General features: G+C 64.0%; 21 protein-coding genes and 2 tRNA genes. 15 read left to right on the top strand and 8 right to left on the bottom strand.

What is annotated here, in order from left to right; translation table 11 throughout:
- Positions 1 to 23: 23 nt before the first annotated feature.
- Both B2J86_RS03455 and mutY read left to right on the top strand, forming a co-directional pair.
- Positions 24 to 1,985 carry a dynamin family protein gene (locus B2J86_RS03455; RefSeq protein ID WP_173024730.1) on the top strand — a complete coding sequence of 654 codons (1,962 nt, stop codon included), beginning with the start codon at positions 24 to 26 and terminating at the stop codon, positions 1,983 to 1,985.
- Positions 1,982 to 3,025: an A/G-specific adenine glycosylase gene (mutY, locus tag B2J86_RS03450; protein ID WP_169167671.1), complete on the top strand. Its 1,044-nt coding sequence runs from the start codon at positions 1,982 to 1,984 to the stop codon at positions 3,023 to 3,025. The genes B2J86_RS03455 and mutY overlap by 4 nt, the downstream gene beginning before the upstream one ends.
- Before the next feature lie 35 nt (positions 3,026 to 3,060).
- Here mutY and rapZ read toward each other — a convergent pair whose 3' ends face one another.
- The 3 genes from rapZ to B2J86_RS03435 are packed head-to-tail and all read right to left on the bottom strand — an operon-like array spanning position 3,061 to position 6,494.
- Complete coding sequence (gene rapZ, locus B2J86_RS03445) at positions 3,061 to 3,924, bottom strand: RNase adapter RapZ (protein WP_169167670.1); 864 nt, start codon at positions 3,922 to 3,924, stop codon at positions 3,061 to 3,063.
- 3 nt (positions 3,925 to 3,927) lie between these two features.
- Positions 3,928 to 5,595 carry a DNA repair protein RecN gene (gene recN / locus B2J86_RS03440; RefSeq protein ID WP_173024784.1) on the bottom strand — a complete coding sequence of 556 codons (1,668 nt, stop codon included), beginning with the start codon at positions 5,593 to 5,595 and terminating at the stop codon, positions 3,928 to 3,930.
- Positions 5,596 to 5,597: 2 nt separating this feature from the next.
- Complete coding sequence (locus tag B2J86_RS03435; RefSeq protein WP_169167669.1) at positions 5,598 to 6,494, bottom strand: NAD kinase; 897 nt, start codon at positions 6,492 to 6,494, stop codon at positions 5,598 to 5,600.
- Positions 6,495 to 6,522: 28 nt separating this feature from the next.
- Here B2J86_RS03435 and hrcA point away from each other — a divergent pair, with 28 nt between their 5' ends.
- The 4 genes from hrcA to greB all read left to right on the top strand — a co-directional run bounded on the left by hrcA (position 6,523) and on the right by greB (position 8,623).
- The gene (gene hrcA, locus B2J86_RS03430; protein ID WP_169633970.1) at positions 6,523 to 7,527 is read left to right on the top strand and encodes a heat-inducible transcriptional repressor HrcA; all 1,005 of its coding nucleotides are present in this window, start codon (positions 6,523 to 6,525) and stop codon (positions 7,525 to 7,527) included.
- A gap of 49 nt (positions 7,528 to 7,576) precedes the next feature.
- A tRNA-Ile gene (locus B2J86_RS03425) sits at positions 7,577 to 7,653 on the top strand.
- Positions 7,654 to 7,913: 260 nt separating this feature from the next.
- A tRNA-Arg gene (locus B2J86_RS03420) sits at positions 7,914 to 7,990 on the top strand.
- 75 nt (positions 7,991 to 8,065) lie between these two features.
- Entirely contained in the window at positions 8,066 to 8,623 is a 558-nt protein-coding gene (gene greB, locus B2J86_RS03415) for a transcription elongation factor GreB (RefSeq protein ID WP_173024729.1), read from the top strand.
- Positions 8,624 to 8,630: 7 nt separating this feature from the next.
- Here greB and B2J86_RS03410 read toward each other — a convergent pair whose 3' ends face one another.
- The 4 genes from B2J86_RS03410 to B2J86_RS03395 form a co-directional block, all read right to left on the bottom strand.
- Positions 8,631 to 10,892 (bottom strand): bifunctional (p)ppGpp synthetase/guanosine-3',5'-bis(diphosphate) 3'-pyrophosphohydrolase, encoded by a 2,262-nt coding sequence (locus tag B2J86_RS03410; RefSeq protein ID WP_173024728.1) that lies wholly within the window; start codon positions 10,890 to 10,892, stop codon positions 8,631 to 8,633.
- 94 nt (positions 10,893 to 10,986) lie between these two features.
- Positions 10,987 to 11,190 (bottom strand): DNA-directed RNA polymerase subunit omega, encoded by a 204-nt coding sequence (rpoZ, locus tag B2J86_RS03405; protein ID WP_169169492.1) that lies wholly within the window; start codon positions 11,188 to 11,190, stop codon positions 10,987 to 10,989.
- A gap of 16 nt (positions 11,191 to 11,206) precedes the next feature.
- Positions 11,207 to 11,827 carry a guanylate kinase gene (gmk, locus tag B2J86_RS03400; protein ID WP_169169491.1) on the bottom strand — a complete coding sequence of 207 codons (621 nt, stop codon included), beginning with the start codon at positions 11,825 to 11,827 and terminating at the stop codon, positions 11,207 to 11,209.
- A 36-nt stretch (positions 11,828 to 11,863) separates the two neighbouring features.
- Positions 11,864 to 12,781, bottom strand: coding sequence for a YicC/YloC family endoribonuclease (locus B2J86_RS03395; RefSeq protein WP_173024727.1), 918 nt, complete (start codon positions 12,779 to 12,781; stop codon positions 11,864 to 11,866).
- Positions 12,782 to 12,855: 74 nt separating this feature from the next.
- On the opposite strand from B2J86_RS03395, the gene B2J86_RS03390 reads away from it, so the two are divergent.
- From B2J86_RS03390 to hemW, 5 genes are all read left to right on the top strand, one after another.
- A complete protein-coding gene (locus tag B2J86_RS03390) occupies positions 12,856 to 13,872 on the top strand; it encodes a serine/threonine-protein kinase (protein ID WP_173024726.1) in 1,017 nt (338 codons plus the stop codon).
- Positions 13,869 to 14,768, top strand: a complete 900-nt coding sequence (locus tag B2J86_RS03385; protein ID WP_169169488.1) for a PP2C family serine/threonine-protein phosphatase — start codon at positions 13,869 to 13,871, stop codon at positions 14,766 to 14,768. The genes B2J86_RS03390 and B2J86_RS03385 overlap by 4 nt, the downstream gene beginning before the upstream one ends.
- Positions 14,769 to 14,914: 146 nt before the next feature.
- On the top strand, positions 14,915 to 15,646 hold the full coding sequence (gene rph / locus B2J86_RS03380; RefSeq protein WP_173024725.1) for a ribonuclease PH: 732 nt from the start codon (positions 14,915 to 14,917) through the stop codon (positions 15,644 to 15,646).
- 42 nt (positions 15,647 to 15,688) lie between these two features.
- Positions 15,689 to 16,288: an RdgB/HAM1 family non-canonical purine NTP pyrophosphatase gene (gene rdgB, locus B2J86_RS03375; protein ID WP_169633972.1), complete on the top strand. Its 600-nt coding sequence runs from the start codon at positions 15,689 to 15,691 to the stop codon at positions 16,286 to 16,288.
- Between the two features lies 1 nt (position 16,289).
- Entirely contained in the window at positions 16,290 to 17,531 is a 1,242-nt protein-coding gene (gene hemW / locus B2J86_RS03370; protein ID WP_173024724.1) for a radical SAM family heme chaperone HemW, read from the top strand.
- A gap of 99 nt (positions 17,532 to 17,630) precedes the next feature.
- On the opposite strand, the gene B2J86_RS03365 is transcribed toward hemW, so the two are convergent.
- Positions 17,631 to 17,960 carry an I78 family peptidase inhibitor gene (locus tag B2J86_RS03365; RefSeq protein WP_173024723.1) on the bottom strand — a complete coding sequence of 110 codons (330 nt, stop codon included), beginning with the start codon at positions 17,958 to 17,960 and terminating at the stop codon, positions 17,631 to 17,633.
- Positions 17,961 to 18,508: 548 nt separating this feature from the next.
- Between B2J86_RS03365 and hyi the strand changes: the two genes are divergently transcribed.
- The 4 genes from hyi to pyk all read left to right on the top strand — a co-directional run bounded on the left by hyi (position 18,509) and on the right by pyk (position 22,343).
- Positions 18,509 to 19,288: a hydroxypyruvate isomerase gene (gene hyi / locus B2J86_RS03360; protein WP_173024722.1), complete on the top strand. Its 780-nt coding sequence runs from the start codon at positions 18,509 to 18,511 to the stop codon at positions 19,286 to 19,288.
- 105 nt (positions 19,289 to 19,393) lie between these two features.
- On the top strand, positions 19,394 to 19,564 hold the full coding sequence (locus B2J86_RS18330) for a hypothetical protein (RefSeq protein ID WP_173024721.1): 171 nt from the start codon (positions 19,394 to 19,396) through the stop codon (positions 19,562 to 19,564).
- Between the two features lie 40 nt (positions 19,565 to 19,604).
- Positions 19,605 to 20,921 carry a glycerate kinase gene (locus B2J86_RS03350; protein ID WP_254067963.1) on the top strand — a complete coding sequence of 439 codons (1,317 nt, stop codon included), beginning with the start codon at positions 19,605 to 19,607 and terminating at the stop codon, positions 20,919 to 20,921.
- Between the two features lie 3 nt (positions 20,922 to 20,924).
- Positions 20,925 to 22,343, top strand: coding sequence for a pyruvate kinase (gene pyk / locus B2J86_RS03345; protein WP_173024719.1), 1,419 nt, complete (start codon positions 20,925 to 20,927; stop codon positions 22,341 to 22,343).
- Positions 22,344 to 22,354 lie beyond the last annotated feature (11 nt).

Raw genomic sequence — 22,354 nt, 5'->3', positions numbered from 1 at the left:
AGACACTGAATTCCGGGAGCAGCGTGGGATCCTCATTCAACGAACAGTTCGAGCAGCATGGATCTTGGCGGCGCGAATTTGCCCAGCAATTGACGCGGCTGGCCGAATGGATGACGTCGCACGACCTCATGGAGTCCGCGATGCGTGAGCGTTTGCAACGGCTGCAAGACCAGGTGCGAACCGACAAGATCACGGTGGCTTTTGTCGCCGAGGTCTCGCGTGGCAAGTCAGAACTGATCAACGCCCTTTTTTTTGCGGATTTTGGCCGCCGCATCATGCCAGCCAGTGCCGGCAGAACCACCATGTGCCCGACCGAGCTGGGCTATGACTCTGCGCTGGCGCCAAGTTTGCGTTTGCTGCCGATTGATACCCGTTTGCAGGAGCAAGGCCTGACGGAGTGGCGAATGCGATCCGAGCAATGGGTCGATTTTCCGCTGGACATCCACGATGCCGATCAACTTGCACAGGCGATGGCGAAAGTGGCCCAGGTGCGCCACGTCAGTGTGGATGAGGCACGGGCTCTGGGGTTCTGGCACGACGAGTTGCCCGGCGAAAATCCTGTGGTGGACGCCCAGGGATATGTTGAAGTGCCGATGTGGCGGCATGCTCTCATCAACATGCCGCACCCCCTGCTCAAACAAGGCCTGGTGATTCTGGACACACCTGGGCTCAATGCCGTGGGCGCGGAGCCCGAGCTCACAGTCAACCTCATACCGCAGGCACAGGCGGTGGTTTTTATTCTGGGAGCGGACACCGGGGTCACGCGTTCGGATCTGTCCATCTGGCGGGAACATCTGACTTCTGCGCATGGCGGCAAAGAATCGCGCCTGGTGGTGCTCAACAAAATTGACACCCTCTGGGACACGCTCAGTTCGTCTGAGCAGGTGCAGTCGCAACTGGAGCGCCAGTGCGCCACATCTGCGCAATTGCTGGGTGTGCATCCAGAACAGGTTGTGTCGGTCTCTGCGCAAAAAGGTCTGGTGGCCAAGATCTCTGGCGATAGCGCTTTGTTGGCTGCGAGTGGTTTGCCGGTCCTGGAAGCTGCGTTGGCCGACGGCATTGTGGGTGGGCGTCAAGCGATTTTGCGCGCCGCCATCGCCGATGGGGTGGCAGGTTTGCGCAATCAAGCTGCGCGTGCAGTCCATATTCGCAGGCGTGATCTGGATGACCAGATGCTGGAGTTGCGCAGCCTGCGTGGCAAGAACGCTTCGGTGATTGCGTCGATGCGCCAGCGCATTGAGCAGGAGCAACGCGAATTCGAGTTGAGTGCCACCAAGATCCATGCGGTTCGGGCCGTGCACCTGAAACTGCTGGGTGCCGTTTTTGACAACCTCGGCGCAAAAACCTTGAAGGTGCATATGCAAGAGCTGAATGCATCGTTGCAGCACAGTGGATTAAAGCTGGGTATTCGCACACATTACACACAGTTGTTTGAGCGTTTGCGTGGCACCCTCACTGCGGCAGAGGCAGCTGCGGCGGAAATTCAGGCCATGCTCGGCGGGACATTTCGGCAACTCAATGCGGAGTTTGGTTTTTCTCTGCAGGTGGCTGCTGCGCCGCAATTTGCACAGTTTGTCGCGGATCTGGCGCGCGTCGAACACAGCCATATGCAGTACCTGAGCATGGGCAATGCGCTCAAGATGGCTCGGCCCGAGTTTTCGGCGCGCTTGGGGCGCGCATTGGCGCTGCGCCTGCGAGCATTGTTGGAATCGGTCGCCAACGAATTGGAACTCTGGAGCAACTCGGCCACGGCCCCTCTGAATGTGCAGCTGCGTGAGCGCCAGCGCAGTTTCGTGCGACGCATCGAAGCTGTGGACCGCATACAGCATGCCGCCAGTGGCTTGGTGGAACGCATTACAGAGATTGAGGGCAATGAATTGGCATTGGTGCAGATCGAGCAGCGACTCGAAGAACTTACTGGCGAATTGATGCGCTTGTCTGCCGGGCACGGCGCTACCCCGGCGTTGGGATTGCAAGCGGTATGAGGGACATGCCACAGACGATAGCCGCGCTGACGGTGCGCTGGCAGGAAGACCACGGGCGCAACCATTTGCCGTGGCAGCAAACGCGCGATCCTTACCGGGTGTGGCTGTCGGAAGTCATGCTGCAGCAAACCCAGGTGAGCACGGTATTGGACTACTACGCCCGTTTTTTGGAACGGTTCCCGGATGTGCGTGCGCTTGCCATGGCTTCTGAAGATGAGGTGCTGTCGCTCTGGAGTGGATTGGGGTACTACAGCCGAGCCCGCAATTTGCATCGCTGTGCCCAGCAAGTGATGGCGCTGCATGGCGGCGTTTTTCCTGGCAGCGCGCAGTTGCTGCAAACGCTGCCTGGGATTGGGCGCTCTACGGCTGGAGCGATTGCCGCGTTTTGCTTTGCAGAACGTGTGCCAATCTTGGATGCGAATGTGCGCCGCGTGCTGACGCGCATTCTCGGTTTCGAGGCCGATCTGGCGGTGGCCGCCAACGAACGCGCCTTGTGGGGCCAAGCGGAAATCTTGCTGCCGCGCACCGATTTGCCTGTCACCATGCCGCGTTACACACAGGGCTTGATGGATTTGGGGGCCACGGTGTGCCTACCGCGCAGACCCTTGTGCACGCAGTGTCCACTTGCACAGCAATGCATTGCTTTTAGGCAGGGTGATCCCGCACGTTATCCAGTGAAGTCCCGCAAACTAGTGCGCAAGTCTGTGTCTTGGTGGTTGCTGTTGCTGCGTGATGGCGTGGGACGCGTGCATTTGCAGAGGCGCCCCCCGACCGGAATCTGGGCTGGACTGCATTGCTTGCCGGTGTACGAACAAAGTGCCGCTTTGATGGAGCATCCTGCGTTTGGTGCCGCAGTCTCCGTCTCTGAGTGGCCTGTGTTTGTGCATGTGCTGACCCACAGGGATTTGCATCTGCATACAGTGCAGGTGCATCCTGCGGCTTCAGACTGGCAGGGCAGTGAAGGCGCATGGTTCAACCCTGCGCAGTGGAAGGATCTGGGATTGCCAGCTCCTATTCGCAAGCTGCTGGAGCGCATCTGAGAGGAAGCGGTGATGGGTGTGTGTTTGCCGTGGTGTCAGCGCGCATCGAGCTCACGGTGGCGCTGCAAGGTCGTCCACTGTGCCTTGAAGGTTTCCGCCAGGCGCTCCACCAAATAAACAGACCGGTGCTGGCCCCCCGTGCAGCCAATGGCGACTGTGACATAGCTGCGGTGGTTTTTCGCCAAAAAGTCCAACCAGTGCCCAAGGAAGTTTTCTATGTGCAGGCGCATCTCTGCCACTGCAGGCTGCTGGCTTAGAAAGTCCGCCACCGGTTTGTCCAGGCCAGTCAGTTCTCTCAGCGCAGGCTCGTAATGTGGGTTGGGAAGCATGCGCACGTCAAAGACATAATCCGCATCCACAGGAATGCCACGTTTAAAAGCGAACGACTGAAATACCAACGTGAGCTGCTCGGGTGGCGTGGAAATAAGGTCCTTGACATAGCCCTGCAATTGGGAGGCGCGGATCGTGCTGGTGTCAATCACATGCGCCTGCTCCCGCAGGTCCGCGAGCAACTCCCGCTCTTCGTCAATCACCTGCATCAGGGCGCGGGGCGCGTTCTTGAGCTCATCATGGGATAGCGGGTGGCGGCGCCGTGTTTCTGAAAAACGCCGCACCAGAGTGTCCGTGGTGGCATCCAGAAACAGGGAATGAACTTTGACGCCCTGGCTGCGCAGGCGAGCCAACTCTTGTGGGACTTGTGGCAGTGAAGTGGCGCTGCGCACATCCATGGCGATGGCAACGCGGTTGCCATGGTGCTGCGGTTCCAGTGCTACAAAGGAGGAAAGCAGCTCGGGAGGCAGGTTGTCAACGCAGTAGTAGCCGGCATCTTCCAATGCACGCAAGGCGACGGATTTTCCCGACCCCGACATTCCGGTGATCAATACAATTTCCAGGGCCATCGTCTATTTCTCCACATGTCTCAGGTCACGGAGGCCAAGCATCTCACGTGCATGGGCCAAAGTGGTGGGAGAGATGCGCTCTCCGCCCAGCATGCGCGCCACTTCCGAGATACGCTGCTCTTGCGCAATGGGGGTGACTGTGCTCGATGGGCCAGCGATTCCTCGGCCCTTGGAGACCACCAAATGGTGGTCGGCGCAGGCTGCCACCTGAGGTAAATGCGTCACCGCCAAGACCTGGCGGTCCCGGCCCAGTTGGCGCATCAAGCGGCCCACGGTCTCGGCCACCGCTCCGCCCACCCCCGAGTCCACTTCGTCGAAAATCAAGGTGGAAGCCGTGCCCAAAGCACTGGTTGCGACGGCAATGGCCAGGGAAATGCGCGACAGCTCTCCACCAGAAGCCACTTTTGCAACGGGGCGTGGCGTCATTCCGGCATGCCCAGCCACCAGAAAGATGACATCGTCCAGGCCGTGGCTGGCAGACGCATCGGCTTTCGCAACCACCACTTCAAATTTGCCACCTCCCATACCAAGTTCCTGCATGGCTTTGCTGATAGCACGCGACAAACCCGGAGCGGCTTTCGTGCGCGCAAGTGACAATTGGCGGGCCGCATCGCTGTAGGCTTCGGACAGAACGTGCTCCGTGGCTTCTAGCCCTGCCAGATCGGTTGCGGCATCGAGTTGCTGCACTTCCACTTTCCAAGAGTGCAACAGGGCAGAGAGCTCTGCAGGCTGGCGTTTGTAGCGGCGCGCGAGGGTAAGCCATTGCGAGACGCGGGCATCGAGTTCTTCCAGGCGTTGGGGGTCCAGTTCGGTACGCCGCAGATACGACTGCAAGGAGCGCGCAGCTTCGGTGGCTTGGGCGATGCTTGATGCCAGGATGTCCGTGAGAGCGGTGAATTCTGGCTCCAGGTGCGCTTGCTCTGTGAGCAAATGGTGCGCGCGTGCCAAATGGGTGCTCGCGCTGGCGTCGTCCTCGGCCAAGGCGGAAAAAGCGCCTTGTGCCGCGTCCAGGAGGGCTTGAGCGTGCGCAAGACGTGTGTGTTGTGCATTCAGCGTCTCCCATTCGCCCTCTGCCGGCGCCAATTTTTCCACCTCCGAGATTTGCCACTGCAAGCGCTCGCGCTCGCGCTGCAGCGTGCTCTGTGCGGAGCGTGCATGGGCCAGCTTTTTTTGTACGGCGCGCCACTGTCCCCACTGGGACGCTACCTCTTGGTCAGACACGCCTGCATACGCGTCGAGCAGCCCGCGCACCGCATCCGGTTTGGTGAGACTTTGCCAGGCGTGCTGCCCATGGATGTCAAGCAGCTGTTGGCCGACGATACGCAGCTGCGATGCAGTGGCCGGGCTGCCGTTGATCCATGCGCGGCTCTTGCCTTGTGCGTCGATACTGCGCCGCAGCAGCAGCGTGTCGTCGCACTCAAAGCCAGCTTCCTCCAGCCACGGGTAGAGTGCGGGAGGGCAGTCAAATTCTGTGCAGACGTCCGTCCTCTCGGCGCCTTCGCGCACGGCGCCCGCTTCGGCACGGGCGCCCAATGAGAGCTGCACTGCATCGATCAGAATGGACTTTCCTGCCCCGGTTTCTCCGGTCAGGGCCGTGAATCCTTCGTGAAGGTCGAGGTCCAGTGCTTGGACGATGACAAAATCACGCAGGGCAATGCGCCTAAGGGCCATGTTCAAGAGCCTCCTTCGTTCCAGCGCAGTTTTTTGCGCAAGGTGTCAAAGTAGCTCCAGCCCCTTGGGTGCAGAAAACGAACGCAATATTCTGACCGGGTTACGAGAATGCGGTCGCCGTGCAAAAGTGACGCCAAGGATTGCATGTCGAAGTTCGCGCTGATGTCTCTTCCGCCCACAACCTCTATGGCAATTTCTGTTGCGTCCGCTAAAACGATGGGGCGGTTGGACAGCGTGTGTGGAGCAATCGGAACCAAGACCCATCCCGGAATCGATGGATGGAGCATCGGTCCGCCCGCCGACAAGGCGTATGCGGTAGAGCCGGTGGGAGAGGCGATGATGAGCCCATCTGCTCTCTGGTTGGAGACGAAGTGACCCCCGACCTCCACACGCAACTCGACCATGCCGGAGGTTGCACCACGGTTGACGACGACGTCATTCATGGCGAAGGCATCAAATACGCAGGTTCCTTCGCGGATCACGCGAGCATGCATCAGTGGTCGGTGGTCTTCCTCGTACTCACCTCGCAGCATGGGAGGGAGCGTGGTGCGGTAGTTGCCAAGCGGAATGTCGGTGATGAAGCCCAGACGCCCCTGGTTGATTCCAATGAGAGGGGTGCCATGCCGCGCTAACTTGCGCCCAATGCTGAGCATGGTGCCATCACCTCCTACCACCAGGCCAACATCGCATTGCTCTCCGATAGCATCAGCGTCAAGAGCGTCATACTGCGGCAACCGTGCAGCAGCGGCGGTATCCGCTTCCAATGTGACTTTGCACCCCTGAGATACAAGGAATAAGGCAATGTTCTCAAGAACTTGCCGAGAGCTCTCGGCCGCAGCGCCAGTCACAGGAGTTTGGTATTTGCCTATCAATGCAACGTGGCGGAAATGGGGCTTCATATGGAAATTACATCATTAAAATCATTACATGCTCGATGATCGTGCCAAGCTGTTGCTCAAAGCGCTGATAGAGCGTTATATCGAGGATGGGCTACCCGTCGGATCGCGCACACTATCGCGCGCATCGGGTCTGGAGCTGTCGCCGGCAACTATCCGAAATGTCATGGCAGATCTGGAAGAGCTCGGGTTGATCACCAGTCCGCATACCTCTGCAGGGCGCATACCTACTGCCAAAGGCTATCGGTTGTTCGTGGACACCATGATGACTGTGCACCGTGAGCGGTTTGTGACGTCTTCACTGCTGCCAGAGCAGCCACAGAAGGTGATTGCCAACGCGGCCCATCTGCTGTCCAGCCTTTCGCAGTTCGTGGGTGTCGTCATGGCACCCCGCCGTACATCGGTTTTCCGCCACATTGAGTTCCTGCGCTTGTCCGAACGGCGCTTCCTGGTCATCATCGTCTCTCCGGATGGGGATGTTCAGAACCGGGTGATCTTTTCGGAAACGGATTTCACACAAAGTCAGTTGATCGAGACGGCAAATTTTCTCAATACGCACTATGCGGGCATGGAGATGGAGCAGGTGCGCGAGAGGCTCAAAAGCGAGGTGGAAATGTTGCGCAGCGAGATTGCGGCTCTCATGCAGGCCGCAGTCAACATCAGTTCCGAGGCCCTCACCCAGGCGCAAGACGAGGTCGTGATTTCAGGAGAGCGAAACCTGCTGGCCGTCAGTGACTTCTCTAAAGATATGGGCAATCTGCGGCGTGCTTTTGATCTGTTTGAACAGAAGACACAGATCTTGCGCTTGCTAGATGTGTCCAGCCAAGCCGAGGGGATGCGCATATTCATTGGCGGTGAAAGTCAGGTTGTACCCTTCGAGGAGCTTTCGGTGGTCAGTGCTCCCTACGAGGTCAACGGCCAGGTAGTGGGCACATTGGGGGTGATCGGACCTATGCGAATGCCGTACGACAGAATGATTCAGATCGTAGATATCACTTCCAAGCTGGTGTCGAACGCGCTCAGTCACCATAAGTAAGCCCCTACAATACTGGGCCTGCCGGCTTTGTCGCTGGGCGAGAAAGCATGGGGCGTTAGCTCAGTTGGTTAGAGCAGAGGACTCATAATCCTTTGGTCGTTGGTTCAAGTCCAACACGCCCTACCAAGCTCGACAGTCGGTGGCCTTGCAATGCCCCAACCATCCTTGGGGTTGAAGAAGAATCGCCGATGCAGGGATGAAAGTGAGCCACTTGCGTTGGGCCTGCGCAAGATGCAGAAAAATTGCGAAATTTGAAATCAGCGCAGGGATGACTGATATACAATTGCACCCTTGCTCAGGCTTGCCTGTTGTAAGTGCAGAGATGCACGACGGTAAGTACATGAATTTTGAGGCAGCTTAAAATTCATGATATAATTTAAAGCTTAGCGGCTGTAGCTCAGTTGGATAGAGTACTTGGCTACGAACCAAGGGGTCGTGGGTTCAATTCCTGCCAGCCGCACCAATTGAAAAGCCCTGCAATCTTAGGATTGCAGGGCTTTTTCATTTGCATAATTGCGTATTCGTTGGATGATGGGCTATGAGCAAAGCGTTCACCAAAGAAACGAACACGGAAGATGAAGACATCGTGCCGCCTTCTGTGCCTGTCGGTGGAAAAAACTACATCACTCCCCAGGGTTATGCCCGCTTGCACGCGGAATTGCTGACCCTCATTGACAACGAGCGGCCTCAAGTGGTCGACATCGTTCACTGGGCCGCCAGCAATGGCGACCGGTCTGAAAACGGAGACTATCTCTATGGCAAGAAACGCCTGCGAGAAATAGACCGTCGTATCCGCTTTTTGACCAAGCGCTTAGAGATTGCAGAAATCGTTGATCCATCGGTGCATGCAGGCAGCGACCAGGTTTTTTTTGGCGCGTCCGTCACGTACGTGGATGATCTGGATGTCCAGAGAACCATCACCATCATAGGCATCGACGAGGCGGATACGACCCAGGCCGAGGTGAGTTGGGTGTCTCCCGTGGCGCGCGCATTGATCAAAGCCCGAGAGGGCGATGAGGTTGCCCTGGCGACGCCGACAGGGACGCGGCTGCTGACGATCCTGAAGGTGCGCTACCCACCTGGTCCACGCGCCTAAGTGTCCTTCACTCAGGCGGCACTGTGCGCGTGGCACGCAAGACCGCTGGGACGCGGCGCAGGTTGCGCAGGGCGGCATCCAGGTGCATGTGGTCGCGCACCGCGACGACAAACCGCAGGTCTACCGTATCCAGGGCAACTTCATCGTCCATGTCGACATGGGTGATGTCGGCCTCGGAATGGGCCAGTTCCGCAGCGATCCGCGCCAGTACGCCCTTGCCGTTTCGCACCGTGACGATGACACCCGTTTCAAACATGCGCGTGGGCTCGTCTGCCCAGTCCACGGCGATGAAACGTTCGCTGTCTTTGTTCTGCAGTTTTTTGGCGACCGGGCATTGCGCTGCATGCACCACCAGGCCTTCGCCGCGCCCCAGATAGCCCACGATGGCATCGCCTGGAATGGGCCTGCAGCACGGGGCATATTGGACAGAGGCATTTTCGCTGCCGTCCAGCGTGACGCCGCCCTGGGAAACGGTTTCGTGCGAGCTGTAGCGTTCGCGCGTCAGCAGCAGCGCGTCAGGCCTGTGGCCGTGCTCGGCCATCAGCACCATGAGGCGCTTGGCCACGATGCTGGCGATGCGTTTGCCCAGCCCGAGGTCGGTCATGAGTTCGCTGCGCGAGCGGCTGCCGGTGAAGCGCAGCAGTTTGTCCCAGATTGCCTGCGTCTCTTCGACCACCGGGGGCAACTGCTGCAGCCCTTCGGCGCGCAAGGCCTGCGCCAGCAGCTTCTCACCCAAGCCTTCGGATTCGCTGTGGGCCAGTGTTTTGAGGTAGTTGCGGATTTTGGACCGTGCGCGTCCGGTGCGCACAAAGCCGAGCCAAGCAGGGTTTGGAGAAGCGTGGGGCGTGGTGATGATTTCCACCACATCGCCATTCTTGAGCTCGGTGCGCAACGGCACCTGCTCGTTGTTGATTTTGGCGGCGGCCGTGCGGTTGCCGATGTTGCTGTGGATGGCGTAGGCAAAGTCGACGACCGTAGCGCCACGCGGCAGGGCCATGATCTGGCTCTTGGGCGTGAACACATAGACCGCATCGGGAAACAGGTCAACTTTGACATGGTCCCAGAACTCTGCGGCATCGCGTGTTTCGTTCTGGATGTCGAGCAGCGACTGGAGCCATTTGGTGCCCAGGCGCTCTGCCGCCTTGTCCTCCGTGTCCTGGGCTTTGTAGAGCCAGTGTGCGGCAACGCCGGCTTCGGCAATGACGTGCATTTCTTCGGTGCGCATCTGGAACTCGATGTTCACGCCCGAAGGGCCGACCAGCGTGGTGTGCAGAGACTGGTAGCCATTGAGCTTGGCAATGGCGATATGGTCCTTGAACTTGCCCGGCACAGGCTTGTACATCTGGTGCAGCACGCCGAGCGCGGTATAGCAGTCGGTCACCGTGGGGACGATGACACGAAAGCCATAAAGGTCGGTGACCTGGGCAAAGCTCAGGTGTTTCAGGACCATCTTCTGGTAGATGGCGTAGAGCGTTTTTTCGCGCCCGGCGAGCCGCGCAGCCATGCCCATGCGCGCAAACACCGCATCCACGTCGGCCTGCACCTTTTGCACCAGGTCGCGGCGGCGGTTGCGCGACTTGCTGACGGCCTTGCTCAAGGTCGTGTAGCGCCAGGGGTGCAGATGCCTGAATGCCAGGTCCTGCAGTTCGCGGTAGGTCTGGTTGAGTCCGAGCCGGTGGGCAATCGGGGCGTAGATCTCGAGGGTTTCAGACGAAATGCGCCCCCATTTGCTGCGCGGCATGTCCGACAGCGTGCGCATGTTGTGTGTGCGGTCAGCCAGCTTGATGAGAATGACCCGCACGTCGCGCGCCATGGCCAGCAGCATTTTGCGAAACGACTCGGCCTGGTTTTCTTCGCGCGTATCGAACTGCAGCTTGTCGAGTTTGGTGAGACCGTCGACCAGTTCGGCCACGGGCGCGCCGAAGCGGTCGATCAGGTCCGCTTTGGTGACACCACAGTCTTCCATGGCGTCGTGCAGCAGCGCTGCCATCAGGGCCTGGGCATCGAGCTTCCAGTTCGCACATTGCGCCGCCACCGCGATCGGGTGAGTGATGTAGGGTTCGCCGCTGTTGCGCAGTTGCCCCAGGTGCGCCGTGTCGGCGTACCGGTAGGCCTGGCGTACCAGCTCCACGCTGGCGGCGTCCAGGTAGTCCAGTCTCTCCATGAGTGCAGCAAAGCTTGCCGCCGCAGCATTGGCCGCCGCCGTGGCGGAGCTTGGAAGCAGGCGAGGGTCAGTGGAAGAAGAGGAAGCGTTCAGCACCGCAGTCATGCCTTAAATGTAGCGCGCCTGCAATGGGAGGGCGTGCGGCATAAAAAAAGCACCGCTGGGCGGTGCTTTTTCCATGCGGCTGTGCAGCTGCGGATCAGCCGGGAACCTTCTTGAGCATCTCGATGCCGACCTTGCCGGCCGCGATCTCGCGCAAGGCGGTCACGGCGGGCTTGTTGCGGCTTTCGATGCGGGGGGCGTGACCCTGGCTGAGCATGCGCGCGCGGTAGGTAGCCGCCAGCACCAGTTGAAAGCGGTTGGGGATCTGCTCCAGGCAGTCTTCGACGGTAATGCGGGCCATGGGTACTCCGGGGAATTCAAGGGATGTTGAGCGACTCGAAGGTCGCGGCACGTGCACGGCGCTGGGCCGCGTATTTGAGCCGCTGGGCGTGTGCAATGGCTTTCAGATCGAAAAGCGCGCGCTCAAACAACTCATTGATTATAACGAAGTCGAATTGGTGGGCCTGGGCCATCTCGGTGGCGGCATTCTTGAGCCGCACCTCGATCACCTCGGCCGAGTCTTCGCCGCGGCGCTCCAGGCGCGAGCGCAGTTCCTCCCAGCTCGGCGGCAGGATGAAGATCAGCACCGCGTTGGCAAAGGTCTGCCTGATCTGCAGTGCCCCCTGGAAGTCGATTTCCAGGATCACGTCGCTGCCCTGTGCAATGCGCTCTTCGATGGTCTTCTTGGACGTGCCGTAGCGCTGACCATGGACATGGGCCCACTCGACGAAGGCGTTGGACGCCACCATGGCGTCGAACTCCGATTCCGAGACAAAGAAGTAGTCGCGGCCGTGCTTTTCCTGTCCGCGCGGTGCGCGCGTCGTGTGCGAGACGGACAGGTAGATGTGGGAGTCGAGCTCCAGCAGGGCCTTGACAAGGCTGGACTTGCCAGCACCGCTGGGTGCTGCGACTACGTATAGATTTCCGGGGTAGTCCATAAGGGATATGTGCAGTGCGCTATGAAATGAGGGGTTTTATTCGATGTTCTGCACCTGCTCGCGCATTTGCTCGATCAGCACCTTCATGTCCACGCTGATGCGCGTGAGGTCCAGTGCCGCCGACTTGGAGCCCAGAGTGTTGGCCTCGCGGTGCAGCTCCTGGATGAGGAAGTCCAGGCGCTTGCCGATCTCGCCGCCTTGATCGAGCAGGCGCTCGATCTCGTCGAGGTGCGACTGCAGCCGCGTGACTTCTTCCGCCACGTCGATGCGGATGGCAAATGCGGTGGCCTCGGACAGCGCGCGGTCTTGCGCGGCTTCGGGCGTGGCGCTGCCTTCTGCCAGGCCCATGGCTTCCTTCCAGCGTTCCATGAAGCGCTGGCGCTGTTGTTCGACCAGCCGGGGTACGAGCGGCACGGCCTGCAGGGTCAGGGTGCGAAGCTGGCCCACGCGCTCGTGCAGCATGGTGGCCAGGCGCTCACCTTCTTGCTTGCGCGCGGCCAGCAGGGCCTTGACGGCCTTCTCGGCAAGCGCAGGAACGGCTTCGCTCCAGTCTTCGTGCGTGGTCTGGTTGTTGGCGCACAGGCGAAGGACGTCGGCCACCGTCAGGGCAGCGGCCTGGGGCAGCCACGACTGGACGCCGTCCTGCAGAGTCCCCAGGCGCTGCAGCAGGCGCGGAGCGAGCTCGGGCAGTCCGCCGGCATCGTTGCTGTCGATGGCGGCGCGCACTTCCACCTTGCCGCGCTTGATCTTGCGCGTGACCAGGCTGCGCAGCACGGGTTCCATGGCGCGCAGCTCGTCGGGGAGGCGAAACGACAGGTCGAGAAAACGGCTGTTGACGGAGCGGATTTCCAGCCCGAGCCGGCGTGCCGAGGGGCTGCGCGCGTCGGCCGCTTCGCCCCCGCTGGATGCGCCATGCTGGGCGCTGGCGTATCCGGTCATGCTGTAAACTGGCATTGGACTTTTGATGGTTGCTTGCAATCCGGCGATTATCCGGGTTCTGGTTCACGCTCGAATTCTCCCTGCGAAATATGTCCAAAATCAAACCGGCGCCGTTGCCGCCCGATACCGCCATTGGCGGTTACCGAGTGATCCGCCGGTTATCCTCCGGTGGCTTTGGCGTGGTGTACCTGGCCGAAGATGGCGAAGGCCAGCAGGTCGCCATCAAGGAATACCTGCCGTCGTCGCTGGCGGCGCGCGCTGCGGGCGAGTTGCTGCCCTGCGTACCGCCCGAAAAGCTCTCGCTCTACCGGCTCGGACTCAAGAGTTTTTTTGAAGAAGGCCGCGCGCTGGCGCAGATCTCGCATGCCTCGGTGGTGAGCGTGCTCAACTTCTTCCGCGAGAACGAGACCGTCTACATGGTGATGAACTACCTGGAGGGCGCGACCCTGCAGGACTTCATCATCACCGCGCGCGACCTCAAGACGCCCAAGGTGTTCCGCGAGTCCACCATCCGCTCGCTGTTCGACGAGGTGCTGCGCGGACTGCGCATCGTGCACCAGCACAAGATGCTGCACCTGGACATCAAGCCCGCCAACATCTTCATCACCGACAGCGACAAGGCCGTGATGATCGACTTTGGCGCCGCACGCGAAGTGCTCTCCAAAGAGGGCAACTTCATCCGTCCGATGTACACGCCCGGGTTTGCCGCGCCCGAGATGTACCGGCGCGACTCGTCGATGGGACCGTGGACCGATATCTACGCGATCGGTGCCTGCATCTACGCCTGCATGCAGGGTTTTCCGCCCAACGAGGCGCCGCAGCGCCACGACAAGGACCGGCTCTCGCTGGCGCTGGCCAAGCTGCGCGGCGTGTATTCGGACAACCTCATCGAAGTGGTTGAGTGGTGCATGGCGCTCGATCCCATGTCGCGCCCGCAGTCGGTGTTTGCGCTGCAGAAGGAACTCGCGCGCGAAGGAGAGCGCCGCTACACCAAGCTCACGGTGGCAGAAAAGATGCGCCTGCAACTCGACACCCTGGTGTCCGACACGCGCAAGAACGTGCACAAGGTCGGCGCTGCCGCCGGCCTGGCCGCCAAATCCAAATGAAGTTCTCCGTCTTTCAGATCAGCCGCTGCGGTGGTCGCGAGCAAAACGAAGACCGCATGGGCTACTGCTACACGCGCGAGGCCAGCCTGTTTGTGCTGGCCGACGGCATGGGCGGCCACCCCGAGGGCGAAGTGGCGGCGCAGATTGCGCTGCAGACCGTCTCGGCCCTGTTCCAGCGCCAGGCCAAGCCCGTGCTCCGGGATGTGCAGGAGTTCCTGTCGTCGGCCCTGCTGGCGGCGCACCACCAGATCCTGCGCTACGCCAGTGACAAAGGCATGCTCGACTCGCCCCGCACCACGCTGGTGGCGGCGGTGCTGCAGGGCGGCAGCGCCACCTGGGTGCACTGTGGCGACTCGCGCCTGTACATGGTGCGCGCGGGCGAGCTGCTCACGCGCACGCGCGACCATTCGTACAGCGAGCTGCGCAGCGTCCCGCCGGGGCTCGAGCGCATCAACCGCAACGTCCTGTTCACCTGCCTGGGCTCGCCCACCAAGCCGATCTACGACCTGGCCGGCCCCGTGCCCCTGGAGCAGGGCGACCGCCTGATGCTGTGCTCGGACGGGCTCTGGGGCACGCTCAGCGACGGCGAGATCGCGCAGCAGATGGCGCGCCTGCCGGTGTCGCAGTCCGTGCCCGAGCTGGTGGAAGAGGCGCTGCGCAAGGCTGGCCGGGGCAGCGACAACGTCACCGTGGTGGCGCTGGAATGGGAGACGCCCGATGCGTTCGAGTCCACGCAAGGGGTGTCGACCGACAGCATCGGTGGCGACGTGTTCGCCTCGACGATCCAGGCCGGCCCGCTCGATGGGCTGGTGGACGACCTGGACGACGAGGCCATCGAGCGCTCGATCGCGGAGATCAACGAAGCCATTCGCCGCTCGGCTGCGCGCAAGGCGTAGCGCGAGCACCGCATGCCCCGGCCCGCTGCCACGCGCCGAAGGCGCACGCAGCGACAGCCGTTTTCTTTCCTCCTTGCCGCTGCACGCCCGCACACTGGCCGCCAGCTGCATGGCCACTTCGACCTGAACGGACCCGCACTTTTTCCATGACCACCCCCATCCGCAGCGGCAACCGCGCCGCAGACCAGTTGCGCCCGGTGCGCATCACTCGCCACTACACGCAACACGCCGAAGGCGCGGTGCTGATCGAGTTCGGCGCCACGCGCGTGCTGTGCACCGCCTCGGTGCAAGAGAACGTGCCGCCGCACCAGCGCGGCACGGGCCGCGGCTGGGTCACGGCCGAATACGGCATGCTGCCGCGCGCCACGCACCAGCGCAGCGACCGCGAGGCGGCCAAGGGCAAGCAAAGCGGGCGCACGCAGGAGATCCAGCGCCTCATCGGGCGCAGCCTGCGCGCGGTGTTCGACCTGTCGCTGCTCGGCGAGCGCACGCTCGTGCTCGACTGCGACGTGATCCAGGCCGACGGCGGCACGCGCACCGCGGCCATCACCGGCGCCTGGGTCGCGGCCAGCGACGCCGTGGCCACGCTGCTGGCCAGCGGCGCGCTGGCGGCCTCGCCGATCCGCGGGCCCGTGGCCGCCATCTCGGTGGGCCTGGTGCAGGGCCAGCCGGTGCTCGACCTCGACTATGCCGAAGACGCTGGTTGCGACACCGACATGAACGTGGTCATGACCGGCGCGGGACACTTCGTGGAAGTGCAGGGCACGGCCGAGGGCGCCGCCTTCACGCGCGCGCAGATGGACCAGCTGCTCGCGCTGGCCGACAAGGGCATCGCCGAGCTGGTGCAGCTGCAGCAGCAATCACTATCGAATGAATAGCTATCAGCGTAGATCTGGTAAGCGTTACAGGCACTTTTGACCATGAAAATTGTTTTGGCATCGAACAACCGCGGCAAGCTCGCCGAACTGCAGGCCATGCTGGCGCCGCTGGGCGTGGAGCTGGTCCGACAGGCCGACCTGGGCGTCGGCGAGGCCGAGGAGCCGCACCGCACCTTCGTCGAAAACGCCCTGGCCAAGGCGCGCTTTGCCGCCGCCCACACGGGCCTGCCGGCGCTGGCCGACGACGCCGGCCTGTGCGTCGAGGCCTTCGGCGGCCTGCCGGGCGTGGACACGGCCTACTACTGCACCCAGTTCGGCTACGAGAAAAGCGACGACAACAACGTGCGCGCGCTGCTCGAACAACTGCAGGGCCAGGACCACCGCCGCGCCGCCATGGTCAGCACCCTGGTCGCGGTGCGCAGCCCACAGGACCCCGAGCCCCTGATCGCGGTGGGCCGCGTGGTCGGCGAGATCGCGCGCGAGCGGCGCGGCAGCAACGGCTTCGGGTTCGATCCGGTGATGTTCCTGCCCGAATTCGGCAAAACCTTTGCCGAGCTGCCGGTCGAGGTCAAGAACGCCCACAGCCACCGCGGCCGCGCGTCCCAGCAGATGCTGGCGCTGCTGCGCGAGCGCTGGATCTAGCATGGCCATTCCCATCACTCCGGCCGGCGATGCGCCGGCGCCGCTGCGCGACGTCCAGCACTACATGCGCCCCGGCCTGCTGCAGCTTGCCAGCCTGCCGCCGCTGTCGCTGTACGTGCATCTACCCTGGTGCCTGAAGAAATGCCCGTACTGCGACTTCAACTCGCACGAATGGCAGGGCGCAGGCGGCGCGGCCGGCATTCCCGAGCAGCGCTACCTCGACGCCCTGGTGGCCGACCTGGAGGCCGCGCTGCCGCTGGTCTGGGGCCGGCCGGTGCACAGCGTGTTCATCGGCGGCGGCACGCCCAGCCTGTTCTCGCCCCAGGCCATCGACCGGCTGCTGGGCGACATCCGCGCACGCCTGCCGCTGGCGGCCGACTGCGAAATCACGCTCGAAGCCAACCCCGGCACCTTCGAGAAGGACCGCTTTCGCGCGTTCCGTGCGGCCGGCGTGACGCGGCTGTCGGTCGGCGTGCAGAGCTTCAACGACAGGCACCTGCAGGCGCTGGGCCGTGTGCACGACCGCGCGCAGGCGCTGGCCGCGGTCGAAGAGGCCGCGCAGGCCTTCGATACTTTCAACCTCGACATCATGTACGCGCTGCCCGGCCAGACCATGGCCGAGCTCGACGCCGACCTGCACCAGGCGCTGGCCCTGGCGCCGCCGCACATCTCGATCTACCACCTGACGATCGAGCCCAACACCTATTTCGCCAAGTTTCCGCCAGCCATTCCGGCAGACGACGACGCCTACGCCATGCTCGACCGCATCACCGAGCTGACGGGCCAGGCGGGCATGGAGCGCTATGAAATATCGGCCTATGCGCAGCCCGGGCACGCGTGCTTCCACAACACCAACTACTGGCAGTTCGGCGATTACCTGGGCATTGGCGCGGGGGCGCACAGCAAGCTGAGCTTTGCGCACCGCGTGGTGCGCCAGACGCGCTTTCGCGACCCGGTGCGCTACATGGAGCATGCGCTGGCTGGCCGCGCCGTGGCGCAGGACGAAGACGTGCGCCGCGCCGACCTGCCGTTCGAGTACATGCTCAACGCGCTGCGCCTGCGCGGCGGCTTTGCGCTGCAGGACTTTGTCGAGCGCACCGGCCTGCCGGTGACCGCCATTGCCCAGGCGCTCGACGAGGCCGAGCGCAAGGGACTGATCGAGCGCGACATGGTGCATGTGCGCCCGACCGAGTGCGGCTTCGATTTCCTGAGTGACCTGCAGGCGCTGTTCCTGGCCGACTGAGCGCGGCGCGGTGGGCCCTATTTTCAAGTCAAAAAGGCATCAAACGCTTATGGGATAAGCGTTGGAAGCTATCAATGCGGTAGTGAATTGGGCGCGCCCTCAGCCGCAGCGCGCGGCCGTGATGCGGCCGCTGCCGTCCACCACCAGGTTCAGCCGCTCGGGGTTGAAGTCCCGCGTCACCGGCTGGTTGGGCTGCAGCACGCGCGCCATGGCCGCGCCCGAGGCAACGCGTGCCTGCTCGGTCACCGACGCCGTGCTCTGTTTGCCCAGGACTTTCTGCGCTGGCGCGGCGTCGCAGGTGCCGCCGCGCGGGCCCGGCGTCTGCCACTGGGGCGCCGCCGGCTGGGGGCTGGGCAGACCGGCGCAGCCGGCCAGCAGGGCTGCGCAGAGGGCGGCGGACAGCAGGGACAGGGTGTTGGAAGGGCGCATGTCGGGTTTCCTTGTGAAGTGCAAAAAGGCAGCGCAGGGCGCCGGGCCCGACACCATACCGCGTGGCAAGCGGGCGCTGCGCTGGCGCCTGGCACGCGCGCCCCGGGGCTGGCGCGGCGGCCGTTCCGGGAAGCGCCGGGCGCGCGGGGCGTGCCGCGGGCCGCGCACGCCGGCGCATGGCTTGCGCAGGGTGCTATGGAAAAAATAGCTGCTTGCGCTTATTACACTCGGGTTACAGGCCGATCGTGCTCCACCGAGCTGCCGCGACGTGGCCGCCCGCGGGCCCGGTCGGGCACCAGCCTGCAGGGCCCCTGCGGATGGCCCGCTTGGAACGGGTCGCCCCGGCCAGCGCCCAGGCCCGTGCCTGGATGCACGGGCTCCGCGCTCCCGGGGTCATGGAAGTCCTGCGCGAACCCGTCACCCGCATCGCCCTGGGCGTCGCACCGGAATCGCCACGTGGTCGGGTGCGAGACGGGGCGGCACGCAGGGCCGACATACCCGTTGCCGTGGGTATGCTGGACCGAACGCCCAAGCCGAAGGAAAGAGACATGCCGCAATTTGCCGCCAACCTGACCACGTTGTTCAACGAAGTGCCTTTTCTGGAGCGCTTCGGCGCCGCCGCGCGGGCGGGCTTCCAGGCCGTGGAGTTCCAGTTTCCTTACGCCTTCCCGGCCGCCGCTCTCAGGGCGCGGCTGGACGCCCACCGCCTCATGCCGGTGCTGCACAACCTGCCTGCCGGCGACTGGAAGGGGGGCGAGCGCGGCATCGCCTGCCACCCCGACCGCGTGCAGGAATTCCGCTCCGGCGTGGCCCGGGGCATCGAATACGCCAAGGTCCTGGGCGTGCCGCAGCTCAACTGCCTGGCCGGCAAGGCGCCCGCCGGCGTGGACGCGCACGCCGTGCACCAGACGCTGGTCGAGAACCTGCGCTTTGCCGCCGCCGAGTTGAAGGCAGCGGGCCTGCGTCTGCTGATCGAGCCGATCAACACCTTCGACATCCCCGGTTTTGTCCTCAACCGCACGCCGCAGGCGCTGGCGCTGATCGACGAAGTCGGCGCCGACAACCTGTTCGTGCAGTACGACCTCTACCACGCGCAGCGCATGGAGGGCGAGCTGGCGAGCACGCTGCAGAAGAACCTGGCGCGCATCGGCCACATCCAGCTGGCCGACAACCCCGGCCGCCACGAGCCGGGCACGGGCGAGATCAACTACCCGTTCCTGTTCGCGCTGATCGACCGCATTGGCTACACCGGCACGATCGGCTGCGAGTACCGGCCCGCCACCACCACCGAAGCGGGCCTGGGCTGGCGCCAGCGGCTGGCCGCCTGAGGGCCGCCCTGCACAAACGCGCGCCTCCTTCTTTGACGGTCCATCGCGCCCCACTGGCACCACTTATTCACAGGACGAAGACATGATCTCTTCCCCCGTCACCAGGTGTTCGTCTACGGCCACGGCAAACCGCCCAAGTTGATTGCCGAGAGCGACGCCACCCAGTGCTTGAACACCCGCGGCGTGGCCGAGCGCGCCAAGGCCTGGGGCCACTTGGGCATGGTGCGTGCAGTGGGGACAATGTCCAGCTTCGAAATCGGCCACAAGGTCGAATAAGCTCAGCAACTCACCCACCCGCGACCAGCGAGCCATGCCCATGCCAGACAACCCCCAGAACGCAGTGCCAGCCCACCCCCCTGCCAGTTCCCAGTCGCAGCTGCTGCGGCGCATGTTCGACGCCGCCGTGGCGTCGGCGCAACCCGCGCACTGCGTGCCGCCGCACCTGCCCACGCCGCAGAGCCTGGGCACCGGGCGCCTGATCGTGATCGGGGCCGGCAAGGCGTCGGCCGCGATGGCGCGCGCGGTCGAAGACGCGTGGCCGGGCCCGCTGTCGGGCCTGGTCGTGACGCGCTATGGCTACGGCGTGCCGTGCGAGCGCATCGAGATCGCCGAGGCCGCCCACCCCGTGCCCGACGCGGCCGGCGAAAAGGCCGCGCAGCGCCTGCTGGCCCTGGTCAGCGGCCTGCGCGAGGACGACCTGGTGCTGTGCCTGATCTCGGGCGGTGGCTCCTCGCTGCTGCCGCTGGCCGCGCCCGGCCTCACGCTGCAAGACAAGCAGGCGCTCAACCGCGCGCTGCTCAAGTCGGGCGCCACCATCAGCGAGATGAACTGCGTGCGCCGCCACCTCTCGGCCATCAAGGGCGGGCGGCTGGCCGCGGCGTGCCACCCGGCGCGCGTGCTGACGCTGCTGATCTCCGACGTGCCGGGCGACAACCCGATGGACATTGCCTCGGGCCCGACGGTGCCCGACCCCACGACCTGCGCCGACGCGCTGGCCATCGTGCGCCGCTACGGCATCGACGTGCCGCCAGCGGTGCGTGCGCTGCTCGAAAGCGGAGAGGGCGAGTCGATCAAGCCCGGCGACGCGCGCCTGGCGTGCTGCGAGACGCGCATCGTCGCCACGCCCCAGCAGGCGCTCGAAGCGGCGGCGCAGGTGGCGCGCGAGGCCGGCTACCCGGCCTTCATCCTGGGCGACGCCCTGGAGGGCGAGGCCAGCGACGTGGGCGCCGTGCACGCTGGCATTGCGCGCCAGGTCGCCGAGCGCGGCCAGCCGGTGCCGGCGCCGTGCGTGCTGCTGTCGGGCGGAGAGACCACCGTGACGGTGCGCGGCGAAGGCCGCGGCGGACGCAACGTGGAGTTTCTGCTGGCCCTGGGCGTGGCGCTGCAGGGCCACCCCCGCATCCACGCCCTGGCCGCCGACACCGATGGCGTCGACGGCCAGGAAGAAATCGCTGGCGCGTGCCTTGCGCCCGACACGCTGGCGCGTGCCTGGGCCCTCGGCATCAAGCCGCGCGATGCGCTGGCCAACAACGATGGCCACGGCTTTTTCGAGGCGCTGGGCGATACGGTCGTCACCGGTCCCACCCTCACCAACGTGAACGACTTCCGCGCCATCGTCATCGATCGGACATAGACCATGCGCAGAACCCGAAATGCCAAGATCGTCGCCACGCTGGGCCCTGCCAGCTCCGACCCGGACACCGTGCGCCAGCTTTTTCTGGCCGGTGTCGATGTGTTCCGCCTCAACTTCAGCCACGGCAGCGCCGACGACCACCGCGCCCGCTTTGCCGTGCTGCGCGCGCTCGAAGAGGAAACCGGCCGCCCGATCGGCATCCTGGCCGACCTGCAAGGCCCCAAGCTGCGCGTGGGCACGTTCGCCAACGGCCCGGTGCAGCTGGCCGAAGGCGCGGCGTTTCGCCTCGACCTCGACGCCACGCCGGGCACGGCAGAGCGCGCAAGCCTGCCCCACCCGGAAATCTTTGCCGCTTTGGTGCCGGGCGCCGACCTGCTGCTCGACGACGGCAAGCTGCGCCTGGTCGTCGAGCGCTGCGGCGCCGACTTTGCCGACACCCGCGTGGCCGTCGGCGGGCGCCTGTCCGAGCGCAAAGGCGTCAACGTGCCCGGCATCGTGCTGCCCATCACGGCCCTCACGGCCAAGGACCGGCGTGACCTGGACCTGGCGCTGGAGCTGGGGGCGGACTGGATTGCGCTGTCGTTCGTGCAGCGCCCCGAAGACGTGTCCGAAGCGCGCGCCCTGATCGGCGACCGCGCGGCCATCGTCTCCAAGCTCGAGAAGCCGTCGGCCATCGAGCAGCTGGACGCCATCGTGGAACTGTCCGACGCCATCATGGTGGCGCGCGGCGACCTGGGCGTCGAGATGCCCGCCGAGCGCGTGCCCGCCATCCAGAAGCGCATCGTGCGCAGCTGCCGCCGCCTGGGCAAGCCCGTGATCGTGGCCACGCAGATGCTCGAATCGATGATCGACAGCCCGGTGCCCACGCGGGCCGAGGCGTCCGACGTCGCCACCGCCATCTACGACGGTGCCGATGCCGTGATGCTGTCGGCCGAGTCGGCCTCGGGCAAGCACCCGATCGAGGCGGTGAAGATGATGAACCGCATCATCGAAGAGGTCGAGGGCGACCCGCTGTACCGCCAGCTGATCGAGGCCTCGCACACGTCGGCCCGCGCCGGGGGCGACGTGGCCGAGGCCGTGTGCTGCGCCATGCGCCGCGTGGTGTCGCTGCTGCACGCCTCTACCATCGTCTGCTACACGGGCTCGGGCCAGACCAGCCTGCGCGCGGCGCGCGAGCGGCCCGAGTCGCCCGTGCTGAGCCTGACGCCGAACCTCGCCACCGCGCGCCGCCTGGCACTGGTGTGGGGCGTGCACTCGGTGCACACCCAGGACGTCTCCAGCGCCGAGGAAATGACCGAGGTGGCACGCCAAACAGCACAGCGCGAGCGCTTTGCCGGGCCCGGACAGTTCATCGTCACCATTGCCGGCATGCCCTTTGGCACGCCGGGCGCCACCAACCTGCTGCGCATCGCCACGGTGTAGGCCGGCGGCTT

The sequence above is a fragment of the Acidovorax sp. SRB_14 genome (genome assembly GCF_012932145.1).
GTDB lineage: Bacteria > Pseudomonadota > Gammaproteobacteria > Burkholderiales > Burkholderiaceae_C > Simplicispira.
Note: the sequence above shows the minus strand (reverse complement) of the source record. Positions and strands in the feature narration are given on the sequence as shown.